This window comes from Pseudochelatococcus sp. B33, assembly GCF_053570585.1.
The window spans coordinates 263,737-283,963 of record NZ_JBSEFH010000006.1 but is presented as its reverse complement, the minus strand read 5'-3'; the positions used below and the strand labels follow the sequence as shown (position 1 = coordinate 283,963).

General features: G+C 68.2%; 18 protein-coding genes. 2 read left to right on the top strand and 16 right to left on the bottom strand.

Annotated features, from left to right (window positions below; translation table 11 throughout):
- Together ACUSIJ_RS08960 and ACUSIJ_RS08955 are read right to left on the bottom strand one after the other, a co-directional pair.
- Nucleotides 1-1,301 (bottom strand): bifunctional enoyl-CoA hydratase/phosphate acetyltransferase (locus tag ACUSIJ_RS08960; protein ID WP_449308040.1); only part of this gene is annotated, 1,301 nt, incomplete at its 3' end.
- Nucleotides 1,302-1,552: 251 nt separating this feature from the next.
- Entirely contained in the window at nt 1,553-1,810 is a 258-nt protein-coding gene (locus ACUSIJ_RS08955; protein WP_449308032.1) for a DUF2312 domain-containing protein, read from the bottom strand.
- A 1,049-nt stretch (nt 1,811-2,859) separates the two neighbouring features.
- Here ACUSIJ_RS08955 and ACUSIJ_RS08950 point away from each other — a divergent pair.
- Complete coding sequence (locus ACUSIJ_RS08950; RefSeq protein WP_449308031.1) at nt 2,860-3,342, top strand: DUF1036 domain-containing protein; 483 nt, start codon at nt 2,860-2,862, stop codon at nt 3,340-3,342.
- A 51-nt stretch (nt 3,343-3,393) separates the two neighbouring features.
- On the opposite strand, the gene ACUSIJ_RS08945 is transcribed toward ACUSIJ_RS08950, so the two are convergent.
- The 13 genes from ACUSIJ_RS08945 to ACUSIJ_RS08885 all read right to left on the bottom strand — a co-directional run bounded on the left by ACUSIJ_RS08945 (nt 3,394) and on the right by ACUSIJ_RS08885 (nt 17,998).
- Nucleotides 3,394-4,197 (bottom strand): DUF1013 domain-containing protein, encoded by an 804-nt coding sequence (locus ACUSIJ_RS08945; protein WP_449308030.1) that lies wholly within the window; start codon nt 4,195-4,197, stop codon nt 3,394-3,396.
- 278 nt (nt 4,198-4,475) lie between these two features.
- Nucleotides 4,476-5,225 carry a YebC/PmpR family DNA-binding transcriptional regulator gene (locus tag ACUSIJ_RS08940; RefSeq protein WP_449308029.1) on the bottom strand — a complete coding sequence of 250 codons (750 nt, stop codon included), beginning with the start codon at nt 5,223-5,225 and terminating at the stop codon, nt 4,476-4,478.
- A gap of 261 nt (nt 5,226-5,486) precedes the next feature.
- Nucleotides 5,487-6,203 (bottom strand): fumarylacetoacetate hydrolase family protein, encoded by a 717-nt coding sequence (locus tag ACUSIJ_RS08935; protein ID WP_449308028.1) that lies wholly within the window; start codon nt 6,201-6,203, stop codon nt 5,487-5,489.
- Nucleotides 6,200-6,607, bottom strand: coding sequence for a DUF1850 domain-containing protein (locus ACUSIJ_RS08930; protein WP_449308027.1), 408 nt, complete (start codon nt 6,605-6,607; stop codon nt 6,200-6,202). Before ACUSIJ_RS08930 ends, ACUSIJ_RS08935 begins: the two co-directional genes overlap by 4 nt.
- Nucleotides 6,604-8,721, bottom strand: coding sequence for a TRAP transporter permease (locus ACUSIJ_RS08925; RefSeq protein ID WP_449308026.1), 2,118 nt, complete (start codon nt 8,719-8,721; stop codon nt 6,604-6,606). Before ACUSIJ_RS08925 ends, ACUSIJ_RS08930 begins: the two co-directional genes overlap by 4 nt.
- Nucleotides 8,722-8,946: 225 nt before the next feature.
- On the bottom strand, nt 8,947-9,924 hold the full coding sequence (locus ACUSIJ_RS08920; RefSeq protein WP_449308025.1) for a TAXI family TRAP transporter solute-binding subunit: 978 nt from the start codon (nt 9,922-9,924) through the stop codon (nt 8,947-8,949).
- A 94-nt stretch (nt 9,925-10,018) separates the two neighbouring features.
- The gene (locus tag ACUSIJ_RS08915; RefSeq protein WP_449308024.1) at nt 10,019-10,867 is read right to left on the bottom strand and encodes an amidohydrolase family protein; all 849 of its coding nucleotides are present in this window, start codon (nt 10,865-10,867) and stop codon (nt 10,019-10,021) included.
- A complete protein-coding gene (gene ssuD / locus ACUSIJ_RS08910; protein WP_449308023.1) occupies nt 10,864-12,012 on the bottom strand; it encodes an FMNH2-dependent alkanesulfonate monooxygenase in 1,149 nt (382 codons plus the stop codon). The genes ACUSIJ_RS08915 and ssuD overlap by 4 nt, the downstream gene beginning before the upstream one ends.
- Nucleotides 12,013-12,022: 10 nt before the next feature.
- Complete coding sequence (locus ACUSIJ_RS08905) at nt 12,023-13,273, bottom strand: SfnB family sulfur acquisition oxidoreductase (RefSeq protein WP_449308022.1); 1,251 nt, start codon at nt 13,271-13,273, stop codon at nt 12,023-12,025.
- Between the two features lie 11 nt (nt 13,274-13,284).
- The gene (locus ACUSIJ_RS08900) at nt 13,285-14,526 is read right to left on the bottom strand and encodes an SfnB family sulfur acquisition oxidoreductase (RefSeq protein ID WP_449308021.1); all 1,242 of its coding nucleotides are present in this window, start codon (nt 14,524-14,526) and stop codon (nt 13,285-13,287) included.
- 180 nt (nt 14,527-14,706) lie between these two features.
- Nucleotides 14,707-15,495: an enoyl-CoA hydratase gene (locus tag ACUSIJ_RS08895; RefSeq protein WP_449308020.1), complete on the bottom strand. Its 789-nt coding sequence runs from the start codon at nt 15,493-15,495 to the stop codon at nt 14,707-14,709.
- Entirely contained in the window at nt 15,492-16,475 is a 984-nt protein-coding gene (gene mmsB / locus ACUSIJ_RS08890; protein WP_449308019.1) for a 3-hydroxyisobutyrate dehydrogenase, read from the bottom strand. The genes ACUSIJ_RS08895 and mmsB overlap by 4 nt, the downstream gene beginning before the upstream one ends.
- Before the next feature lie 26 nt (nt 16,476-16,501).
- Nucleotides 16,502-17,998: a CoA-acylating methylmalonate-semialdehyde dehydrogenase gene (locus ACUSIJ_RS08885; protein ID WP_449308018.1), complete on the bottom strand. Its 1,497-nt coding sequence runs from the start codon at nt 17,996-17,998 to the stop codon at nt 16,502-16,504.
- Nucleotides 17,999-18,222: 224 nt separating this feature from the next.
- On the opposite strand from ACUSIJ_RS08885, the gene ACUSIJ_RS08880 reads away from it, so the two are divergent.
- Nucleotides 18,223-19,128, top strand: a complete 906-nt coding sequence (locus ACUSIJ_RS08880) for a LysR family transcriptional regulator (protein ID WP_449308017.1) — start codon at nt 18,223-18,225, stop codon at nt 19,126-19,128.
- On the opposite strand, the gene ACUSIJ_RS08875 is transcribed toward ACUSIJ_RS08880, so the two are convergent.
- The gene (locus tag ACUSIJ_RS08875; RefSeq protein ID WP_449308016.1) at nt 19,120-20,166 is read right to left on the bottom strand and encodes an AraC family transcriptional regulator; all 1,047 of its coding nucleotides are present in this window, start codon (nt 20,164-20,166) and stop codon (nt 19,120-19,122) included. The two genes, ACUSIJ_RS08880 and ACUSIJ_RS08875, sit on opposite strands and share 9 nt — an antisense overlap.
- Between the last annotated feature and the right edge of the window lie 61 nt (nt 20,167-20,227).

The following is a 20,227-nucleotide window of genomic DNA, read 5'->3' as shown; positions in this document are numbered from 1 at the left end:
ATGCGCGTGCGCAGCGAATCCGCCCGGCTGGTCAGGATGATGGGCACGCGCGCCCCGAGCACGAGGCCGGCGGCGTCGGCGTCGGCGAAGTAGAGCAACTGCTTGGCCAGGATGTTGCCGGCTTCGAGATCGGGCACCAGCAGGACGTCCGCCTGCCCCGCGACGGGGGAGGTGATTTCCTTCGAGCGCGCCGCCTCGAGGTCGATGGCATTGTCGAAGGCGAGCGGGCCGTCGACCAGCGCGCCGGTGATCTGCCCGCGCGCCGCCATCACGGTAAGGGCTGCGGCGTCGAGGGTGGCGGGCATCTTCTCGTTGACGGTCTCGACCGCGGCCAGCACCGCGACCAGTGGCTGCGCCACGCCGAGCGCATGCAGGAAGTCGACGGCGTTCTGGACGATGTCGCGCTTCTGCGCCAGCGTCGGCTGGATGTTGATGGCGGCATCCGTGACGATCAGCGGCTTGCTGTAGGCGGGTACGTCCATGACGTAGACGTGGCTGATGCGCCGTTCCGTACGCAGCCCCGACCCCTGTGCCAGCACGGCGGCGAGCAGTTCGTCGGTGTGGAGGCTGCCCTTCATCAGGCTCGCCACCTTGAGCGAGGCGGCGAGCTCGACCGCGCGCCCCGCCGCCGCATGGCTGTGGGGAACCGATTCGATCTCGATGCCGCTGAGGTCGATGCCGGCCGCTTCCGCGACCTGCCGTATCTTGTGGTCCGGGCCGATGAGGATCGGCTCCACGAATCCCTCGCGGTAGAGCTCGGCCGCCGCGAGCAGGGCGTTCGTGGAGCAGGGGTGCACCACGGCGACCCTGAGCGGATCACCCTGCCGGGCCTCGTGGACGAAGGATTCGTAGAGATCGTGCCGCCGCAGCGAGACCTTGGGCAGGGCGATGCGCGGCCATTCCACCCGGTGCGTCGGTGCGATGACGGTCGCCGTGCCGGTGAGCACTGTCTCGCCGTACTGGTTGACGCACTGGGTGTCGATCACCGCGATGTTCTTGTCGGGCTTCTTCTCCTGCACCGTCACGGTGGCGGTGATGGTGTCGGCGAGCGCCACCGGCTTGACGAAGCGCAGGTCCTGCCCGAGGTAGATCGTGCCCGGCCCCGGCAGCTTGGTGCCGAGCACGGCCGAGATCAGCGCCGCCGTCCACATGCCGTGCGCCACCACGTGGCCGAACACGCCCGTGGCCGCGAATTCGCTGTCGAGATGGGCCGGGTTCACGTCACCCGAAACGGCGGCGAAGAGGTCGATGTCGTCGCGCCCGACAGTGCGCGTCAGCGAAGCCGTGTCGCCGACCGCCATTTCGTCGAAGGTGCGGTTGTGCAGCAGGCCGTCGCCAACGTCCGGCGCGACGCTGCCGTTGGTAACATGCCCGTGGAGGGCACTGTCCGTGGTGGCGTTACTCATCGCGGCGTCACCTCATCGTTGCGGCTTCGGCTGTACGGTTCATCCTGCAACGATGCGCGGCCGTTGTCGATCACGAAAGCCGCGGCCGGCCCCGTGGACAAGGCCGTTTCAGACTATTTGCCGAGACGGCGGCCGGCGGGAGGCCCTCAGGCCGACATGCCGAGCGCCTGGAGGTAGAGCTCCAGGATCGCGTCCTCCTCGGCGCGTTCCTCGACGGGCTTCTTGCGGATCTGCACGATCTTGCGAATCGCCTTGGCGTCGAAGCCGCGCCCCTTGAGCTCGGCGTAGACCTCCTTGATATCGCCGGCGATGGCGGTCTTTTCCTCTTCGAGGCGCTCGATGCGCTCGATGAACTGCTTCAATTCGTCTGCGGCGACGCCGCTGTCGGCTACGTCTGTGACCATTTATCCTGCTCTTGGTATCCCGCCTTCGGATCCGGGCCGCGATCCGTGGAGGCGCACAATAGGACACGACGCCCGCGCGAGGCAAAAGCTTTCACCGCCGAAGGGCGGGCATCGTGGGATCACTGTGGATGGCTGGGGAGAGGGCGATACGCGTGCAGAGGAGATTCGCTGTGTGCGACAGGAAAGCGCGGGAGCGGTCGGCCTTGAAAATGATACATAAACTGCTCTTCGGGTTTGGAGCGGGATCGGAGCTTTCGCCCCGCCCCCGTTTGCCTAGAAGATGATCAAGACCCGGAGGATGACTTGCCAGCCTCTCCGGGTCTTCTTCATTTCCAGGCTCACGCTAACAGGCAATAGCAGCCACATTAGACGCTACTCCATTCGCAGGCGAGGCTGTCGCCACAGTCGGGGCAGCCCGTCTTCCCCGATCGCGCCGGCTGGCTCGGCGCTGCTGCTGTCGCCCGCGAATCCGCCGATCGTGTCAGCCGTGGCTTGTGGGAGGCTGTGGGCTCACGCGCTGCCGTTTCCGATCCATGCCAGTCGCGTGGCCGAGGCCAAGAATACGCGCCGAAACGGTCGGCCTTGAAAAGAATACACAAGCTGCTATCTTCGTGTATGGAGTGGAGCCGAGGGTTTCCCCTCAGCCCCTTGCCTTACAGAATGATCGAGACCCGGAGCACGATTGACCAGCGCCTCCGGGTCTTCTTCATTTCCAGGCTCACGCTAACAGGCAATAACAGCCACATTAGACGCTACTCCATTCGCAGGCGAGGCTGTCGCCACAGTCGGGGCAGCCCGTCTTCCCCGATCGCGCCGGCTGGCTCGGCGCTGCTGCTGTCGCCTGCGAATCCGCCGATCGTGTCAGCCGTGGCTTGTGGGAGGCTGTGGGCTTTCGTGATCCGGTGTCATTTCCGATCGATCAGATGATTCCATCGGGCCGGCAGGCGCGCTAAAAGCGCATGGACGGATACGATGACACGTCGGCGCGGAAATCATACCGGGACCATCCCTGCCGTGCCGTGCGCGCCGCACAGGAGACACCGAACGCCATGCTCCGTTTACCACGGCCCCGTTTACCGCGCGGCGAACGCCGCCGTTTCCTCGCCTCGACGCTTGTCGCGGGCACTCTTGCCGCCGCTGCGACACCGTTGACGACGGACGCGGCGCTGGCGGACCTGCGCATCTGCAACATGACGGCGAGCCGGGTCGGGGTGGCGCTCGGCTATCGCGACAATCGCGGCTGGGTCACGGAAGGCTGGTGGAATCTGGGCGTGCGCAGTTGCGAGACGCTGGTCAGCGGCTCGCTGGCCGCCCGCTACTATTACGTCCATGCCGTGGATTACGACCGGGGCGGGGAATGGGCCGGCCAGTCGCTGATGTGCACACGGGAGAAGGAGTTCTCCATTCGCGGCATCGAGAACTGCCTCGCCAGAGGCTACGATCGCACCGGGTTTTTCGAGGTCGACACCGGCCAGCAGCGAAGCTGGACCATCCAGCTCACCGAACAGAACCAGCAGGGCGACGGTCCCTGACGCGCCGCAGGGTGCGGCGCGTCAGGGTATCCGCGCCGGTCCGGCTCATAATTAATGCCGGTTCTCGTCCTCGTCGTCGGTCGGGCGCGTCGCGAACACGCCGCCGAGGTCGACACTGTCGGCCGCGTCGCGCTCGTCACGCTCGTCGGTCGGGCCGGCGTCGTCATCCCGCTTGAGCGTCTTGAGCTTGGCGAACACGTTCTCGACGTCGATCTCCCCTTCGTCGCCGCGGCGGGGTGTCTCCTCGTCGCCGAAGGGCGAGGCGGGGGCGGTGGAGACCTCGGTCGGCAGCAGGCTCCGGCCGCCGTCGGTCTCGGGGCGCGGCGGGGCGTCCTTGATGGCGCGCGAGACCTCGAAATCGAGATCGATCTGCGAGCACAGGCCGAGCGTCACCGGATCGGCGGGCGAGAGGTTGGCCGAGTTCCAGTGAGTGCGCTCGCGAATCTGTTCGATCGTCGACTTGGTGGTGCCGACGAGGCGCATGATCTGCGCATCCTTGAGCTCGGGGTGGTTGCGCAGCAGCCAGAGGATGGCGTTGGGCCGGTCCTGGCGGCGGGAGACGGGCGTGTAGCGGGGGCCGCGCCGGCGCTTGGCCTCGGGCAGTTTCACCTTGGGCGGCGCGATGCGCAGCACGTGGGCGGGATTGGCCTCCCCGAGCGCGATTTCCTCACGGGTCAACTGGCCGGTGAGGGTGGGATCGAGGCCCTTGATGCCGGACGCGACCTCGCCATCCGCGATCCCCTTGACCTCGAGAGGGTGCAGCTTGCAGAACTCGGCGATCTGCGTGAAGGTCAGCGCCGTGTTGTCGACAAGCCAGACGGCGGTCGCCTTGGGCATCAGCGGTCCGGTGCTCATTGGGTTTGGCTCCTTGTGCCATGAGACGCCGCATCGTGCCGGCGGGCACCTTGCGGCGTCACGTTTCGGAGGTCGGTCGACGACGGGCAATAGGCCCTCGCTCTCCGGCCCGGCTCTTTCTGCCGGGGCGGTCAACGACCACCTGATTGATGGGAAGACTCTTTCAAATATAGGCGTTGATAGCCGGGTTGGCAATTGATCGTTGGCGCAAAATGTCGGCGGCCGCGCTCCGGCACCCCGGAAGCGGGCATCGGAACGCTTTGCGACGGCGCGCGGGTTCAGTCCGCGGCGAGCCTGGCGAGCAGCGCTTCCGAGAACTGGGCGTTGGAATAGACCGTCTGCACGTCGTCGTTGTCTTCCAGCACCTCGATCAGCCGCAGGACCTTTTCGGCCGCCTCGTCGTCGACGGCGACGTCGTTCTGCGCCTTCCAGATCAGCTTCGTGGCGCGCGGCTCGCCGAACACGGCCTCGAGCGCCTTCGACACGGCGGCGAGTTCCCCCTGGTCGCAGTAGATCTCATGCGTTTCCTCGCCCGACACGACGTCGTCGGCGCCCGCCTCGATGGCGGCTTCGAGCACCGCATCGGCGCTGCCGACGGAGGCGGCGAACTCGACGAACCCGACCCTGTCGAACATGAACGACACCGCCCCGGTTTCGGCGAGATTGCCGCCCGCCTTGGTGAAGGCCGAGCGCACGTCGGAGGCGGTGCGGTTGCGGTTGTCGGTCATCGCCTCGACGATCAGCGCCGTGCCGCCGGGGCCGTAGCCCTCATAGCGGATTTCCTCGTAGTTTTCGGAATCGCCCCCCGCCGCCTTCTTGATGGCGCGCTCGATGTTGTCCTTGGGCATGTTCTCGGCCCGGGCCGCGAGAACGGCGGCGCGCAGGCGGGGATTGAGGTTCGGGTCGGGCATACCGAGCTTGGCGCTGACGGTGATTTCACGCGCCAGCTTCGAGAACAGCTTGGAACGCACCGCGTCCTGCTTTCCCTTGCGGTGCATGATGTTCTTGAACTGTGAATGTCCTGCCACAGGTGCCTCCGGCATGCGGGCGGCGCGCTGGACCCCGGTCGAGTCCGGGCGGCCGGCCCGGATTTGATGATTGATGCCCTGCGACTCACGACGCGGAGCGAATCCCCGGCGGTCCCGGCCGGAATACGCTCTGACGACGGGCGCAGCAGCGATAGACGTTGTGTCATTGCGCATAAACGCAAACGCCCGCGCGCGCAACCCGCTGGCGCGCGGCGCCGTTCATGCGGCCGGGTTCATGCGGCTGGGCTCATGCGGCCGGGTTCACGTGACCTTGCCGTCGATGGCGAGGGTGAGCGGCTGCAGCCCGTCCACCCCGGCAGCGAGCCTGTCGCCCGGCGACAGCGGCCCGACGCCCTCCGGCGTGCCGGTGAGGATGACATCGCCCGGCGCGAGCGTGAAGAACGCCGATAGGCGGGCAATGATCTCGGGGATCTTCCAGATCAGCAGGCCGATGTCCGATTCCTGCACCGTCCTGTCGTTGACGGTGAGCCAGATGCGTCCCTTGTCGATATGGCCCGTCTCGGAAACAGGGCTCAGCGGTCCCGCCGGGAACGAGCGGTCGAAGGCCTTCGCGATTTCCCACGGCTTGCCGTCCCGACTCTGGATGTCGCGGCGGGTGAGGTCGAGGCCGACGCCATAGCCCCAGACGTGAGCGAGCGCGTCCGCCTCGCCGATGTCGCTGCCGCCCTTGCCGATCGCAACGACGAGCTCGACCTCGTGATGCAGGTTCCGGGTCTGCGACGGATAGGGGATGGTCGCGCCCGATTCCACCACGGCGTCGGCGGGCTTCTGGAAGAAGATCGGCGGATCGCGGTCGGCGCTGCCGCCCATCTCGGCCACATGGGCCGCGTAGTTGCGGCCGATGCAGTATACCCGGCGCAGCGGGAAGTGCCCGCCGCCGTGTACGGCGATGCTCGCCCGCGCGGGCGGCGGGATGACGTAATCGGTCTCGGAGGGTGTGCGTGCGGTGTCGGTCATGGTCTTTCCGTTTTCAGGGGGGAATGGGGCGGGTTGCAGACGTCGTGCGGCATTGCCCAGATGGCGACGGGATCGCCCGGCCCGGCCGCGAGTTCCCGGCAGTCGCCCGCCGCGCACAGCGTCCAGCCGGAAGGGGTCGTGCCCGAGGCGGCGAGCAGCAGCCGGCGGACCGGCGCGAGCCGCGGGCGGTAGCGCCAGCCGTCCGCCGTGCGCTCGGCGTCTTCCGGCAGGTCGATGCCCGCGCCGGCGCCGCGCACGCGCGCCTCGACCACCGCGAGCCTGCCGCCCTCGACGCGCCAGCTCTCGTCCCAGCGCGTCTTCTCCACCGAGTGGATCCAGCTCAGGGTGAAGGTCGAAGCCGCGAGCGCGATCACCGTGCCGCCCGTGGCGATGCACAGGGTCATGCGGCGGCTCCCGGGCGTTCCTTCTGCCGTCTCGCCGCCCGCCACCAGTGCCAGGCGATGAGGGCTATGCCGAGCGCGAACCCGAGCTCGTCCGTATAGGGCAGCGCCAGCACCAGCAGCGCGCCGGCCGCAAACGCCAGGAGGCGCTCGAGGATGTTGGCGGGGCCGACGAGGAAGCCGACGACGGCCATGCCCCACAGGCCGACGCCGAAGCAGGCCTTCACCACGATATAGGTCACCTCGGCCGGATAGCCGTAGGCCTCCGTGATCCATCCGCCGTCCTGCAGCATGAGGGCGGGCGTGTAGACCGCCATGAACGGCACGATGAAGCCGGCGATGGCGAGCTTCGTCGCCTCGATGGAGATCTTGAGGCCGGACGTCTTGGCCATGGGGGCGGCGGCGAAACAGGCGAGCGCGACCGGGGGCGTCAGGTCCGCCATGATGCCGAAATAGAACACGAACATGTGGCTCACCAGCAGCGGCACGCCGAGCTCCAGCAGCGCCGGGCCGGCGAGCGAGGAGGTGATGATGTAGTTCGGGATCGTCGGGATGCCGAGCCCCAGCACGAGGCAGGTCAGCATGGTCAGCACCAGCGACAGGAACAGGTTGTCGCGGCCGACGGCGATCACCGCGCCGATGAAGGTCGAGGCGATGCCGGTCAGCGTCAGCGTGCCGATGATGACGCCGACGATGGCGCAGGCGATGCCCACCGGCAGCGCGTTGCGCGCGCCCTGCGCCAACGAATCGCGCACGATGACGAGCGTCTCCCGCCCGCCCCGGAACGTCGCGCAGGCCAGCATCAGCGCGCCGAGGACGCCGATGAGGATATTGACGCCGAACTCGACGAACGACCCGGCGGCAAGCCCGAGCGCGATCCAGAACACGATGCGGAAGGGAAGCGGCCCCATGCGTGCGGCAAGCGGCGTGCCGAGAATGAGCACCACGACGAGCGCCAGGCCGGCGGAACCGGCGAAGATCGGCGTATAGCCCGCGAAGAGCAGGTAGACGAGGGCGGCGAGCGGCAGCACCAGCGGCCATTGCCGGCGCACGGCGGCCCACGGATCGGGCAGCGTCGAGCGGTCCATGCCGCCGAGCCCCGCCTTACCCGCCTCCAGATGCACCATCCAGAAGCAGGCGCCGAAATAGAGCGCGGCGGGAATGAGCGCCGCCTTCACCACCTCGGCGTAGGGGACGTTGAGCGTCTCGGCCATGATGAAGGCGACGGCGCCCATGACCGGGGGCATGATCTGCCCGCCCATGGACGATGTCGCCTCCACGCCGCCGGCAAAGGCGGAGCGGAAGCCGAAACGCTTCATCAGCGGGATGGTGAACTGGCCGCTGGCGACCACGTTGGCGACGCCCGAGCCCGAGATCGTGCCCATGAGCGCGGAGGACAGCACGCACACCTGCGCCGGCCCGCCGCGCGCGCTGCCGACGAGCCCGAGCGCGAAATCGTTGAAGAGCGCCAGCATCCCCGCCCGTTCGAGGAAGGCCGCGAACACCACGAAGATGAAGATGTAGGCCGATGACACATAGACCGGCGTGCCGTAGATGCCCTCGGTGCCGAAGCCGAGATGCTCCACGATCAGCGCGAAGTCGTAGCCGCGGTGGATGAGCGGCGGCGGCAGCAGGTGACCGACGAAGCAATAGGCGAGGAAGATCGCCGCGATGACCGCCAGCGGCCAGCCCATCAGCCGGCGCGCCGCCTCGAACACGAGGATGACCATCACCGTGCCGACCGTGAGGTCGAGCGGCGTCAGGAAGCCGGTGCGCTGGATGAGCGGCACATAGAACACCCAGTTGTAGACGCCGGTCAGGAACCCCGTGATGCCGAGCACCCAGAAGAAGGCGCGCGCCGGCCCGCTTTTCGCCACGAGATTGCCGATCAGCACATAGCCCAGCAGCAGCAGGAAGCCGACGTGCATGGCCCGCACCACCTGGCTCGGCAGCGTGCCGTAGGCGGCGACCCAGAGCTGGAACACGGAGAAGGCGATGGCGATCCAGTAGGCGATATGGCCGAGCAGGCCCTCGCCGAATCCCGGCGGCAGGCCCTCGATGTTTTCCTCGGCGCTCGGATGATCGGGGTCGCTGAGTTGTACCGTCGCGCGGGACATTGTTTCCTCCCAGAACGGATTCTTCTGGCGCGGGTTCAACACGAAGGCACACCCCGGCGACCCGTGTCGCCGGGGTGTGCGGCTGTCGTCAGCTCATGGGCTAGAGCAAAATGCATTAAATCTGAATCGCCATTTTGCTCTATCTCTTTGTTTGTGCATCAAATCTATCCCAAAAATGGTACCCATTTTCTGGTTTGATGCAATTGCACGCCTGTTCCTGCGGGCCTATTTCAGCGCGCCGACTTCGCGATAGTAGCGCTCCGCTCCCGGATGCAGCGGGATCGGCAGCCCCTCCACCGCCTTCTCGACGTCGATCGAGCGGGCGGCGGAGTGGGAGGCGGAGAGCCGGTCGAGGTTCTCGAACAGCAGCTTGGTGATCTGGTAGGCGAGTTCGTCGCTGACCTTGTCGCTGGTGACGAGGATGTTGCCGATCGCGGCGGTGGGCACGTCCTCGGTCTGGCCGGTGTAGGTGTTGGCGGGGATCACCGAGGGCACGTAGGGCGCGCCGATCTTCTCCACCACCTCGGCCGGGATCGCCACGAGGTCGATCTTGTGGGTCGTCGCGAGGTCCTTGATGAAGGCGACGCCCAGCCCCGAGGATTGCAGGGTCGCCTGCAACTGGCGGTTCTTGATCAGCTCGGCCGATTCCGCATAGGGCAGGTACTCGACCTTGGCGAGATCCTCGTAGCTGAGGCCGGCGGCGGCGAAGATGGCGCGCGCGTTGAGCTCCGTGCCCGAGGCGGGCGCGCCCACCGACAGGGTCTTGCCCTTGAGGTCCTCGACGGTCTTCGCGTTGGCGGCCGCCTCGGCGACGATCTGGATGTAGTTGGGATAGATCGCGGCGATGGCGCGCAGCTGCGTCAGCGGGCGCGGAAAGCCCGCCTCCTGGTTGCCCTCCCAGCCGAACTTGACGGAATCGCCCAGCGCGAACGCGAGTTCCCCCTTGCCCTGCGCCAGCAGGTTGAGGTTCTCGACCGAGGCCTTCGTCGCCTGCACCTGGGTGCGCGTGCCCTCGATGTTCTCGGCATAGATCTCCGACAGCGCGACGCCGAGCGGATAGTACACGCCCGAGGTGCCGCCGGTCAGCACGTTGATGAACTGCTGGGCCTGCGCGCCGGACGCCGACACGCCCAGCATCGCTGCGGCGCCGAACAGCGCTCCGACAACCTTGTCCACAACCCTGCGAGATGGCCTGATGGTCATTTGCGTTTCTCCCTGTGCCGCGGACCTGGCGCCCGCCGATGCCCTTGCGTAGCGAGAGTGGTTCGGGAACGGCGGTGTGTCAATGCGCCGCGGCTCAGGCAATGCCGAAGAGCCGCGCCGCGTTGCTGTAGAGAAGCCGCTCGATGACCTTGTCCTTGAATCCCACCTGCAGGAAGTCCTCGATGGTCTGGCGGATGGGCCGGAAGGGATAGCTCGACCCGAACAGGAACTGGTCGGCCAGAAAGCTGTTCGCCGCATCGACATAGGTCTGCGTGCCGGGCTGGAACAGATACATGTCCGGCACCAGATGCACGTTGTCGTAGCGGAAGGCTACACCGACGATCTGCTGCACGTTGGGCCAGTAGCCGTGATAGACCACGAGCGGCAGCGCGGGAAACGCCTGCGCCACCCTGGCGAGCGGCGCGGGGTCGTTGAAGCGCGGATCGGGCGTCGTCGGCCCGCTCATGAAGAAGACCGGCACCTTGAGGGCGAGCGCGAGCTCGTAGACCGGGAAATAGACCGGATCGTCGGGATGGCGCGGCGGATCGCCGAAGCCGGGTTCGAGGTCGATGCCCTTGAGGCCGAGCACCTTGACGGCGCGCTCGGCCTCCTCCAGCGCCGCCCGCTCGCCCTGCAGCGCGGGGTCGACCGCGCCGATGCCGATCAGCTCCTCATGGGGCGCGACGATCTCGTGGATGCGGTCGTTGGGCAGGTGCTGGCCCGGCGTGTGCCGGCCGACGACGACGGCCTTCGACAGCCCGGCCTCGCGCACCTCGGCGATGAAGCCCTCGGGCGTGCGGGAGCGGTCGAAATGCGCGTCGTTGCCGCGCGTGCCCACGCGCCGGTTGAGCCAGCGGGCGGTCTGGTATTCCGGCGTGCCCGGCGTCGCGCCGAAGAAGTCGTGCAGGAGGGCCGGGCGGGCGCGCAGGTCGATCACGGTCATGGCTTCGTTCCTTGCCGGCCGTTCTCCGGCAGCGTGGCGCGGATGTCGAAGGCGCCGCCGGTCTGCGCCGCGCGGATGGTGACGGGCCGCTTGCCCGGCAGGTGCGGAAACACCAGTTCCGCGAAGCGGATCGCCTCCTCGAGGTGCGGGTAGCCGGACAGCACGAACGTGTCGACGCCGAGATCGGCGTATTCCTTGAGCCGGGCGGTCACTTCCTCGGCGTTGCCGACGAGGGCCGTGCCCGCCCCGCCGCGCACCAGCCCCACGCCCGCCCACAGGTTGGGGCCGACCACGAGTCGGTCGCGCCGGCCGCCGTGAAGGGCGGCCATGCGGCTCTGGCCGACCGAGTCCATGTTGGCGTAGTTCTGCTGCGCCCGGGCGATGTCGTCGTCGGTGAGGTGGGCGATGAGCCGGTCGGCGTCCGCCCACGCCTCGGCGCTGGTCTCGCGCACGATGACGTGCAGGCGCACGCCGAAACGCACGGTCCGGCCGTGTCGCTCGGCGCGCCGGCGCACGTCGGCGATTTTCTCGGCCACCGCTTCCGGCGGCTCGCCCCAGGTGAGATAGGCGTCGACGTGCTTGGCCGCGAGCTCGTGCGCCGCCGGCGAGGAGCCGCCGAAATAGAGCGGCGGATGGGGTTCTTGAACGGGCGGATGAAACACCCGCGCGCCCTCGACATGCACGTGCCGGCCCTCGAAATCGACGGTCTCGCCCTGAAGCAGCCGCCGCCAGACGGCAAGGAACTCGTCCGCCGCCTCGTAGCGCTCGTCGTGGGAGAGGAACACGCCGTCGGCGGCGAGCTCGGTCGCGTCGCCGCCGGGCACGACATTGAGCAGCAGCCGGCCATCGAGCGCCTGATCGAGCGTCGCCGCCTGCCGCGCCGAGGCCGTGGGGCCGCTGATCGACGTGCGCAGCGCGACGAGCAGCTTGATGCGCTGCGTGACCGGAACGAGGGATGAGGCCGTCACCCACGGATCGAGGCAGCTCGAGCCCGTGGGGATGAGCAGACCGTCGTAGCCGAGGCTCTCGGCGCTCACGGCGATCTGGCGCAGGTAGGCGTTGGTCGCGGGCCGCCCGAAATCCGACTGGCCGAGATAGCGCGTGTCGCCGGAGGTCGGCAGGAACCAGAAGATCTCAAGGCTCATGTCGTCCTCCTTAGATGGTTCCGTGGCGCGGCGGGCGCTTGCCGTTGAGGTAGAAATTGCCGATCGCGTGATACTTCCAGCGCACCGGATCGTGCAGCGTATGGGTGCGCACGTTGCGCCAGAAGCGGTCGAGGTCGTCCGCCTCGAAGGTCGCCGAGGTGCCCGTGAGCTCGAACAGCTTGTTGGCGGCGAGAAGCCCCGCGCGGGTGGTGAGCACGCGCGCTTCCGCCACCGCGACGGAGGCGCGCGCCACGCTGTCGGCGTCGGAATGCGCCTGCGCCGCGTCCAGGATGCGCCCGGCGCGGTCGGTGAGCGCCTGCGCCGCCCTGAGCCGCAGCGACACGTCGCCGACCTGCGCGATGAGCAGCGGATCGTCGCTCGCCTTCTCGACCCCTGAATCGATCCAGGGACGGGAGCGCTCGCGGATGAACGGCAGCGTCGCCCGGTACGCGCCGTAGCCGATGCCGAGATCGATGGCCGCGTGCAGGATCTGGGCGAAGGGGCCGATGGTCGTCGGCCGCTCGAAGGAGGCCTGGAACGGCACCACCCATTCGGGCTCGACCGCCACGCGCTCGAACACGACCGAGCCGCTGCCCGTCACCCGCTGGCCGAAGCCGTCCCAGTCGTCGATGATGGTCACGCCCGCCGCCGTGCGCGGGATGAAGACGAGGTAGCTGACGGTGCCGCCATCCTCCTGCGCGACGACGAGGGTCGGGATCCAGTGGGCGAAGATCGCGCCGGTGGCGTAGTATTTCCGCCCCTCGACATACCAGCCGGCGGGATCGCGCACGAGCTCGGTGCGGCGCACGTAGTCGCGGTGGGAGATCTCGGCGAGCGCATTGCCGAAACGCTCGCCCCTGAGCGCGCGCTCGAAGAAGAACGCCTTCTGCTCCGGCGTGCCGCCGATGCGCAGCACTTCGAGCGCGTAATAATGGTTCTGCGGGATCTGGCCGAGCGAACCGTCCGCCGCCGACAGTTCGGCGACGACATTGGCGAGTGTCACCGAGGAGACGCCCGCGCCGCCGTATTCCTTCGGCACCGTGATGCCCCAGATACCGCTTGCGCTGTAGCGCGGCAGCTCCGGCCACGGCAGCCGGCGCTCGCGGTCGCGCGCCACGGCGTCCCGGGCGAAATCCGCCGCGAGTTCCCGGGCGACGGCGAGCGCCTCCGCATCGTCACGGATGATCGCCGCCGCCTCCGCCAGCGGCGGGGCGGGCGCGGCGATTGGGGGCTCGGCTGACGGGAGCTTGGAATTCGTCATGCCGCGCTCCCTCAGTTCCACTGGTGGCGTGCGGGATACACGCCGTTCAACGCGTAATTGCCGATGAGGTGGTATTTCCAGCGCACGGGATCGTGCAGGGTGTGCACGCGGGTATTGCGCCAATGGCGGTCGAGGTTGTGCTTGTGGCGCGTGGCCGCCGAACCCGCCAGCGCGAACAGGTGCTCGCTCGCTTCGAGCGCGATCTCGGTGGTGAGGATCTTGGCCTCGGCCACCGCGACCGACGCCCGCGCGCTCGTCCCGGCGGTCACAGGCTCTGCCGAAAGCGCGTCCAGCAGTTCGCCCGTCTCCCGCAGCACCGCCTGCGCAGCGTGGAGGTCGATTTCGAGCCGGCCGACCTCCTGGATGATGTAAGGGTCGTCGGCGGCCGCGGCGACGCCCGAATCCGTCCATGGTCGGGTATGGTCGCGCACGAAGCGGATGGCGTCCTCGATGCTGGCGACGGCGAAGCCGGAATCGATCGCCGCCTGGATATACTGCGATATCGGCCCGGTGAGGCCGGGCGTGTCGGCGAACCGCCACAGGGGAATGACCCGCTCGGGGTCGATCGGCACGTTGTCGAACACCACGGTGCCGCTTGCCGTGGTGCGCTGGCCGAAGGACGACCAGTCGTCGATGACGGTGACACCCGGCGCGTCGTGGGCCGCCCACACCTGCAGCGCGCGGCCTTCCTCGTCCACGGCGCGGGTGGGGATCCAGTGCGCGAAGATGGCGCCCGTCGAATAGAAGCGCTCGCCGGAAAGCCGCAGGCCGTCGGGCGTCTGCGTGAGCCGGGTGGTCACGTGGGTGACGGCGTTGCGCCCGCGCTCCGGCCCGGCGTTGCCGATGCGAAAACCGTTTAGCACCTCGCCGTAGATGCGCGCCTTCTGCGCCTCGCTCCCCACGTCCGCGACGAGCCCGAGCACGCCGAAATGGTTCTGCGGGATCTGCCCCAGCGAGCCGTCGGCGGCGGTGAGGATTTCAAACACCTCCGCCAGCGTCGCATAGGATACCTGCGCGCCGCCGAAACGGCGCGGCACGGTGATGCCGCCAAGGCCGCTCGCCGTGTAAAGCTCGATCTCGTCCCACGGCAGGATGCGGCTGCGGTCGCGTTCCGACGCGCCCTTGGCGAAATGCGCCGCGAGGTCCCTGGCGATCGCGATGGCCTCCGCGTCGCTCGCTATGCGATGGGGAACAGCGGGCGGTGCGGGACGGCGCGGAATGCCGCCGGTATCGATTGAAAACGGTGAAACCATAAAATGTCAGCTCCGGCGGGAGACCTGTCGTCAATGCTGAAGACGCGCATCGATCAGACGCGGGAACTACAAACTATTCCCTGATTCATGTCAACATAGTCTATTGTCTTTGTATTTTTATGAACAAAAAGAGACCGGCCGCCCCAGGGGGGCGGCCGGCCGGAAGGGAGAGCCGGGTGGTCAGCGGTCGCGGAAATCGGGCGCGCGCTTCTCGACGAAGGCGGTCATGCCTTCCTTCTGGTCTTCGAGGGCGAAGAGCGAGTGGAACACGCGCCGCTCGAACCGCAGGCCCTCGGCGAGCGTCAGCTCGTCGGCGCGGTTCACCGCCTCCTTGGCCAGGAGCGTCACCGGCAGCGAGTAGGAGGCGATGGTCTCGGCCGTCTTGATGGCGTCGTCGAGGAGGTCGGCGGCCGGCACCACGCGCGCCACGAGGCCGATGCGCTCGGCTTCCTCGGCATCGATGAAGCGGCCGGTGAGCACCAGCTCCATCGCCTTGGCGCGGCCGACGAGCTTGGTCAGCCGCTGGCTGCCGCCCATGCCGGGAATGACACCGAGCTTGATCTCCGGCTGGCCGAACTTCGCCGTATCGGCGGCGAGGATGAAATCGGCCATCATGGCGAGCTCGCAGCCGCCGCCGAGCGCGAAGCCCGCCACCGCCGCGATCACCGGCTTGCGCGTGCGGGCGAACTTCTCCCACGCGCCGAACCAGTCGGCGAGGTACATGTCGGTGTAGCTCTGCGGCTGCATCTCCTTGATGTCGGCGCCGGCCGCGAAGGCTTTCTCGGAACCGGTGATGACGATGGCGCCGATGGCGGGATCGGCGTCGAAGGCGGCCGTCGCCGCCAGCACGTCCTCGGTCAGCTGGCGGTTGATGGCGTTGAGCGCCTTGGGGCGGTTGAGCGTGATGAGGCCGACGCGGCCGCGTTCGCCTTCGCCCTTCACTTCGGTGAGAATGGTTTCATAGCTCATCGGGCTTGCTCTCCTTCGTTTCCGCCGACGGTTCCGCCACGCAGGAACCGGATGATGGCAGAGAAATCCTCGTTGCCATGGCCCAATTTATCGAACAGGTCAAACAATTGTGTGGCCTCCGCGCCGAGCGGCGTCGACGCGCCCGCCGCCAGCGCCGCCGCCTGCGACAGCTTCATGTCCTTGAGCATGAGCGCCGTGGCGAAACCGGGCTTGTAGTCGCGGTTGGCCGGCGACGTCGGCACCGGGCCGGGCACCGGGCAGTTCGTCGTCAGCGCCCAGCACTGGCCCGACGACGTGGAGGCGACGTTGAAGAGCGCCTCGTGCGACAGGCCGAGCTTCTCGCCGAGCACGAAGGCCTCCGCCACCGCGATGGAGGAGATGCCGAGGATCATGTTGTTGCAGATCTTGGCCGCCTGCCCGGCGCCGGCGTCGCCGCAATGGACGACGCGCTTGCCCATGGCGGCGAGGATCGGCTCGCCGCGCGCGAAGGCTTCCTTGTCGCCGCCGGCCATGAAGGTCAGTGTCGCCGCCTGGGCGCCGACCGTCCCGCCCGACACCGGCGCGTCGAGGGTGTGCACGCCCTTGTCCGCGAACAGGGCGTGCGCCTTGCGGGCGCTGTCGACGTCGATGGTCGAGCTGTCGATGACGAGACTGCCCGGCTTCACATGCGCCGCGATCCCGTTCCAGACATCGAGCACCAGCTTGCCGTTGGGCAGCATGGTGACGACGACGTCGGCATTCGCCGCCGCCTCGGCGGCGGTGGCGGCGACGGTCACGCCCGCCGCCTTCGCGGCCTCCAGCGCCGCGGGTACGAGGTCGAAGCCGGTGACCCTGTGCCCAGCCTTGACCAGATTGGCCGCCATCGGCCCGCCCATGTTGCCGAGGCCGATGAAGCCGATTGAACTGCTCATCCCTTCTCTCCCTTGTTTTTTGACTTTTCGTCGATGCGCGGAGTGGCCGGCGGAGGTGCCGCCGGCCATTGCCTCAAGGGCATCAGCGCCAAAAATTACCGCATCGTCGGGATGACGAATTCCGCGCCGTCCTTGACGCCCGAGGGCCAGCGCGAGGTCACCGTCTTCGTCTTGGTGTAGAAGCGGATCGAATCCGGGCCGTGCTGGTTGAGGTCGCCGAAGCCCGAGCGCTTCCAGCCGCCGAATGTGTGATAGGCGATCGGCACCGGGATCGGCACGTTGATGCCGACCATGCCCACGTTCACGCGCGCCGCGAAGTCGCGCGCCGCGTCGCCGTCGCGGGTGAAGATGGCGACGCCGTTGCCGTATTCGTGGTCGGAGGGCAGCGCCAGCGCGTCCTCGTAGTTGTGGGCGCGCACCACGGTGAGCACGGGGCCGAAGATCTCCTCCTTGTAGATCTTCATGTCGGTCGTCACGTTGTCGAACAGCGAGCCGCCGATGTAGAAGCCGTTCTCGTAGCCCTGCAGCGTGAAGCCGCGCCCGTCGACGACAAGCGACGCGCCCTCCTCGACGCCCGAGGCGATGTAGCTCTCGACGCGATCGAGCGCCTGGCGCGTCACCAGCGGGCCGTAGTCGGCGGCGGCGTCCGTCGAGGGGCCGATGCGCAGGTTCTCGACGCGCGGCACGAGCTTTTCGATGAGCCGGTCGGCGGTTTCCTGGCCCACCGGCACCGCGACCGAGATCGCCATGCAGCGCTCGCCGGCCGAGCCGTAGCCCGCGCCGATGAGCGCGTCGACGGTCTGGTTGAGGTCGGCGTCGGGCAGGATGATGGCGTGGTTCTTGGCGCCGCCGAAGCACTGGGCGCGTTTGCCGGTCTCCGCCGAGCGGGTGTAGATGTACTGCGCGATCGGCGACGAGCCCACGAACCCGACCGCCTTGATGTCGCGGTCATCGAGGATGGCGTCGACCGCCTCCTTGTCGCCGTTGACGACGTTGAGCACGCCGGGCGGCAGGCCGGCCTCAAGGAAGAGCTCGGCGATGCGCAGCGGCACGGAGGGGTCGCGCTCGGAGGGCTTCAGGATGAACGCGTTGCCGCAGACGAGCGCGGGCGCGGCCTTCCACAGCGGGATCATGGCAGGGAAGTTGAAGGGCGTGATGCCCGCCACCACGCCGAGCGGCTGGCGCATGGAATAGACATCGATGCCGGTGCCGGCGGAATCGGTGAACTCGCCCTTGAGCAGGTGCGGAATGCCGATGGCGAACTCGACGACTTCGAGCCCGCGCTGGATGTCGCCCTTGGCGTCGGGCACGGTCTTGCCGTGCTCGCTGGCGAGGAGCTCGGCGAGGGAATTATATTCCTTGTGGGCGAGTTCGAGGAACTTGATCAGCACCCGCGCGCGCTTCTGCGGGTTCTGCGCCGCCCAGCCGACCTGCGCGGCCTTGGCGTTCTCGACCGCCTCGCGCAGTTCCTCGCGCGAGGCGAGCGCCACACGCGCCTGCACCTCGCCGGTGGAGGGGTTGAAGACGTCGGCGAAGCGCCCGCTGCGCCCGGCCACGCGCTTGCCGCCGATGAAATGTCCGATGTCGCTCATGTTATCGCTCCCGAACCGATGCGGGCCAAGCCCCATGTCTTCCGGCGCCCGCCCTTCTTGTGATTGTCTTTTTGCTGCCTGCTTGCGGCGTTGTTTGTGTAGCGTGGAAATATGCGCCATGGTACCGGCAAAATTCCTGTGTCGCTGTGCACCGATTCACATACGCGGCATAGGCAGACAGGACGTTCGCCACGGGAAACATGCGCCACGGGGGAAGATTCGCCATGGTCCAGCCCTTCAACTGGGATCTGCTGCAGTCCTTTCTCGCCGTCGCCCGCGCCGGCCGGCTCACTCTGGCGGCGAAGCGGCTCGGCATCGACCATTCGACGCTGAGCCGCAGGCTCGTAGCGCTGGAGGGGGCACTGGGGGCGACGCTGTTCGAGCGTAGCATGGCGGGCTATACGCTCACCACCCAGGGCGAGCACCTGCTGCGGCATGCGGAGAGCATCGAGAGTTCGGTGATCGCGCTGCAGTCCGACATGGCCGACAGCCGCTCCACGGTGTCGGGGGCGGTGCGGATCGGCGCGCCGGACGGGTTCGGCACGGCGTTTCTCGCGCCGGTGATCGGGCGGCTCGCCGCGGCGCATCCGGGGCTCGATATCCAGATCGTGGCGACACCGCGCAACTTCAGCCTGTCGCAGCGCGAGGCCGACATCGCCATCACCCTGTCGCGGCCCTCGCACGGGCGGCTGCATGCGCGCCTGCTGACGGAATACGAACTCGGCCTCTTCGCCGCCCGCGACCGCGAGGACCTGTGGGCCGGCCTCGCGAGCGCCGAGGACTGCGCCAGCCGGCCCTTCGTCAGCTACATCGACGACATGATCTTCACCCCGGAGCTCGACTACCTGTCGCAGGTCGCGCGCGACATCGTGCCGCGCATCAAGAGCTCGAACCTCATCGCGCAATATCAGGCGACGGTGGCGGGCGCCGGGCTGTGCGTGCTGCCGTGCTTCCTCGCGGCCGACGATCCGCGCCTCGTGCGGGTGCTGCCCGAGGTGCGGCTCACGCGCACGTTCTGGCTGCTGGTGCACAGCGACATGCGCGACCTCGCGCGCATCCGCGTCACCGCCGATTTCATCGCCGAGGAGGTGCGCAAGGCGCGCACGCTGTTCCTGCCCGCCTCAGGCTGAGACCGTCCCCGCCCGCTTCTGCCGGCGATAGGCGCCCGGCGTCAGCGCCGTCCACTTGCGGAAGGCGCGGTGGAAGGCGCTGGGTTCGGCGAAGCCGAGTTCGGCCGCGATGTCGCTGACGTGCCTGTCCGTCGCGGCGAGCGCCGCGAAGGCGCGTTCGCGGCGGATCTCGTCCCTGATCTCGGCATAGCTCTCGCCCTCGCGGCGCAGCCGCCGGCGCAATGTCGAGGCGGGCACGCGCAGAAGCCGCGCCATGCCGTCGAAATCCGGCCACGCCGCCGGCGGCGTGTCGTTGAGGCGGGCGCGCACCTCCGCGTTGACGCCGGAATCGTAGCGGTAGCGGATCAGGATATTGGCGGGCGCGCGGCGCAGGAACTCCTTCAGCGCCGCCTCCGAGCGGTTGATCGGCAGGCCGAGGTAGCGCGCGTCGAAGGCGAGCACGCTCGCGGGACAATCGAAGGTGACAGGCGCGCCGAAGAACTGCCGGTAATAGTCGCCGCTTTGCGGCTCGGGCCCGCGAAAATCCACCCGCCGCAGCGGCAGCCTGCGGCCCACCAGCCAGCAGACGAGCCCGTGCAGCATGATCCAGTAGGCGCGGTAGGCGAAGGCCGAGCGGGGGGGTGAACGGGGGTTCGAATCCTCGTGCAGGGTGATGGTGGCGAGCCCGTTCTCGACGGTGAGTTCGCCGCGCGGCTCGTCGATGACGAGCGTGAGGAACCGCAGCGCCCGGCGCAGGGCGCGCTCCAGGGTGGGGCTGTCGAGCACCGCGCGGCCGATCATGGTGAAGCTGCCCGGCCGCATGGCGCGCGCGCCGAAGCCGAAATATTCGTCCCGCAGGGCTTCAGCGATGCCGAGCCACAGCGCCCCGTACTGGTCCGCCGTGATCTGGCCGCCGGGCTGGCGCAAGTCGTCCGGCGCGACGCCGGCGCGGCGCAGCACCGGCAGCACGTCGAGGCCGCGCTCGCGCATCGGCTCCAGCGCCTCCAGCACGAACCCCATCGTGATCATCCGCCGCGGCGGCTGGCTCGCCTGCTGCATTCCGTCTCCGATATGGCAAAACCGATCACTCAAATCGGGCAGGATCGGTCATTGAATGCCA

Excerpts from the sequence above, each read along its gene's own strand:
- ACUSIJ_RS08900 (WP_449308021.1), bottom strand. The coding sequence starts at position 14,526 with ATGGTTTCACCGTTTTCAATCGATACCGGCGGCATTCCGCGCCGTCCC.
- ACUSIJ_RS08955 (WP_449308032.1), bottom strand. The coding sequence starts at position 1,810 with ATGGTCACAGACGTAGCCGACAGCGGCGTCGCCGCAGACGAATTGAAG.
- ssuD (WP_449308023.1), bottom strand. The coding sequence starts at position 12,012 with ATGAGCCTTGAGATCTTCTGGTTCCTGCCGACCTCCGGCGACACGCGC.
- ACUSIJ_RS08895 (WP_449308020.1), bottom strand. The coding sequence starts at position 15,495 with ATGAGCTATGAAACCATTCTCACCGAAGTGAAGGGCGAAGGCGAACGC.
- ACUSIJ_RS08930 (WP_449308027.1), bottom strand. The coding sequence starts at position 6,607 with ATGACCCTGTGCATCGCCACGGGCGGCACGGTGATCGCGCTCGCGGCT.
- ACUSIJ_RS08880 (WP_449308017.1), top strand. The coding sequence starts at position 18,223 with ATGGTCCAGCCCTTCAACTGGGATCTGCTGCAGTCCTTTCTCGCCGTC.
- mmsB (WP_449308019.1), bottom strand. The coding sequence starts at position 16,475 with ATGGCCGGCGGCACCTCCGCCGGCCACTCCGCGCATCGACGAAAAGTC.
- ACUSIJ_RS08925 (WP_449308026.1), bottom strand. The coding sequence starts at position 8,721 with ATGTCCCGCGCGACGGTACAACTCAGCGACCCCGATCATCCGAGCGCC.
- ACUSIJ_RS08945 (WP_449308030.1), bottom strand. The coding sequence starts at position 4,197 with ATGAGCACCGGACCGCTGATGCCCAAGGCGACCGCCGTCTGGCTTGTC.
- ACUSIJ_RS08935 (WP_449308028.1), bottom strand. The coding sequence starts at position 6,203 with ATGACCGACACCGCACGCACACCCTCCGAGACCGATTACGTCATCCCG.
- ACUSIJ_RS08950 (WP_449308031.1), top strand. The coding sequence starts at position 2,860 with ATGCTCCGTTTACCACGGCCCCGTTTACCGCGCGGCGAACGCCGCCGT.
- ACUSIJ_RS08920 (WP_449308025.1), bottom strand. The coding sequence starts at position 9,924 with ATGACCATCAGGCCATCTCGCAGGGTTGTGGACAAGGTTGTCGGAGCG.
- ACUSIJ_RS08915 (WP_449308024.1), bottom strand. The coding sequence starts at position 10,867 with ATGACCGTGATCGACCTGCGCGCCCGCCCGGCCCTCCTGCACGACTTC.
- ACUSIJ_RS08885 (WP_449308018.1), bottom strand. The coding sequence starts at position 17,998 with ATGAGCGACATCGGACATTTCATCGGCGGCAAGCGCGTGGCCGGGCGC.
- ACUSIJ_RS08905 (WP_449308022.1), bottom strand. The coding sequence starts at position 13,273 with ATGACGAATTCCAAGCTCCCGTCAGCCGAGCCCCCAATCGCCGCGCCC.
- ACUSIJ_RS08875 (WP_449308016.1), bottom strand. The coding sequence starts at position 20,166 with ATGCAGCAGGCGAGCCAGCCGCCGCGGCGGATGATCACGATGGGGTTC.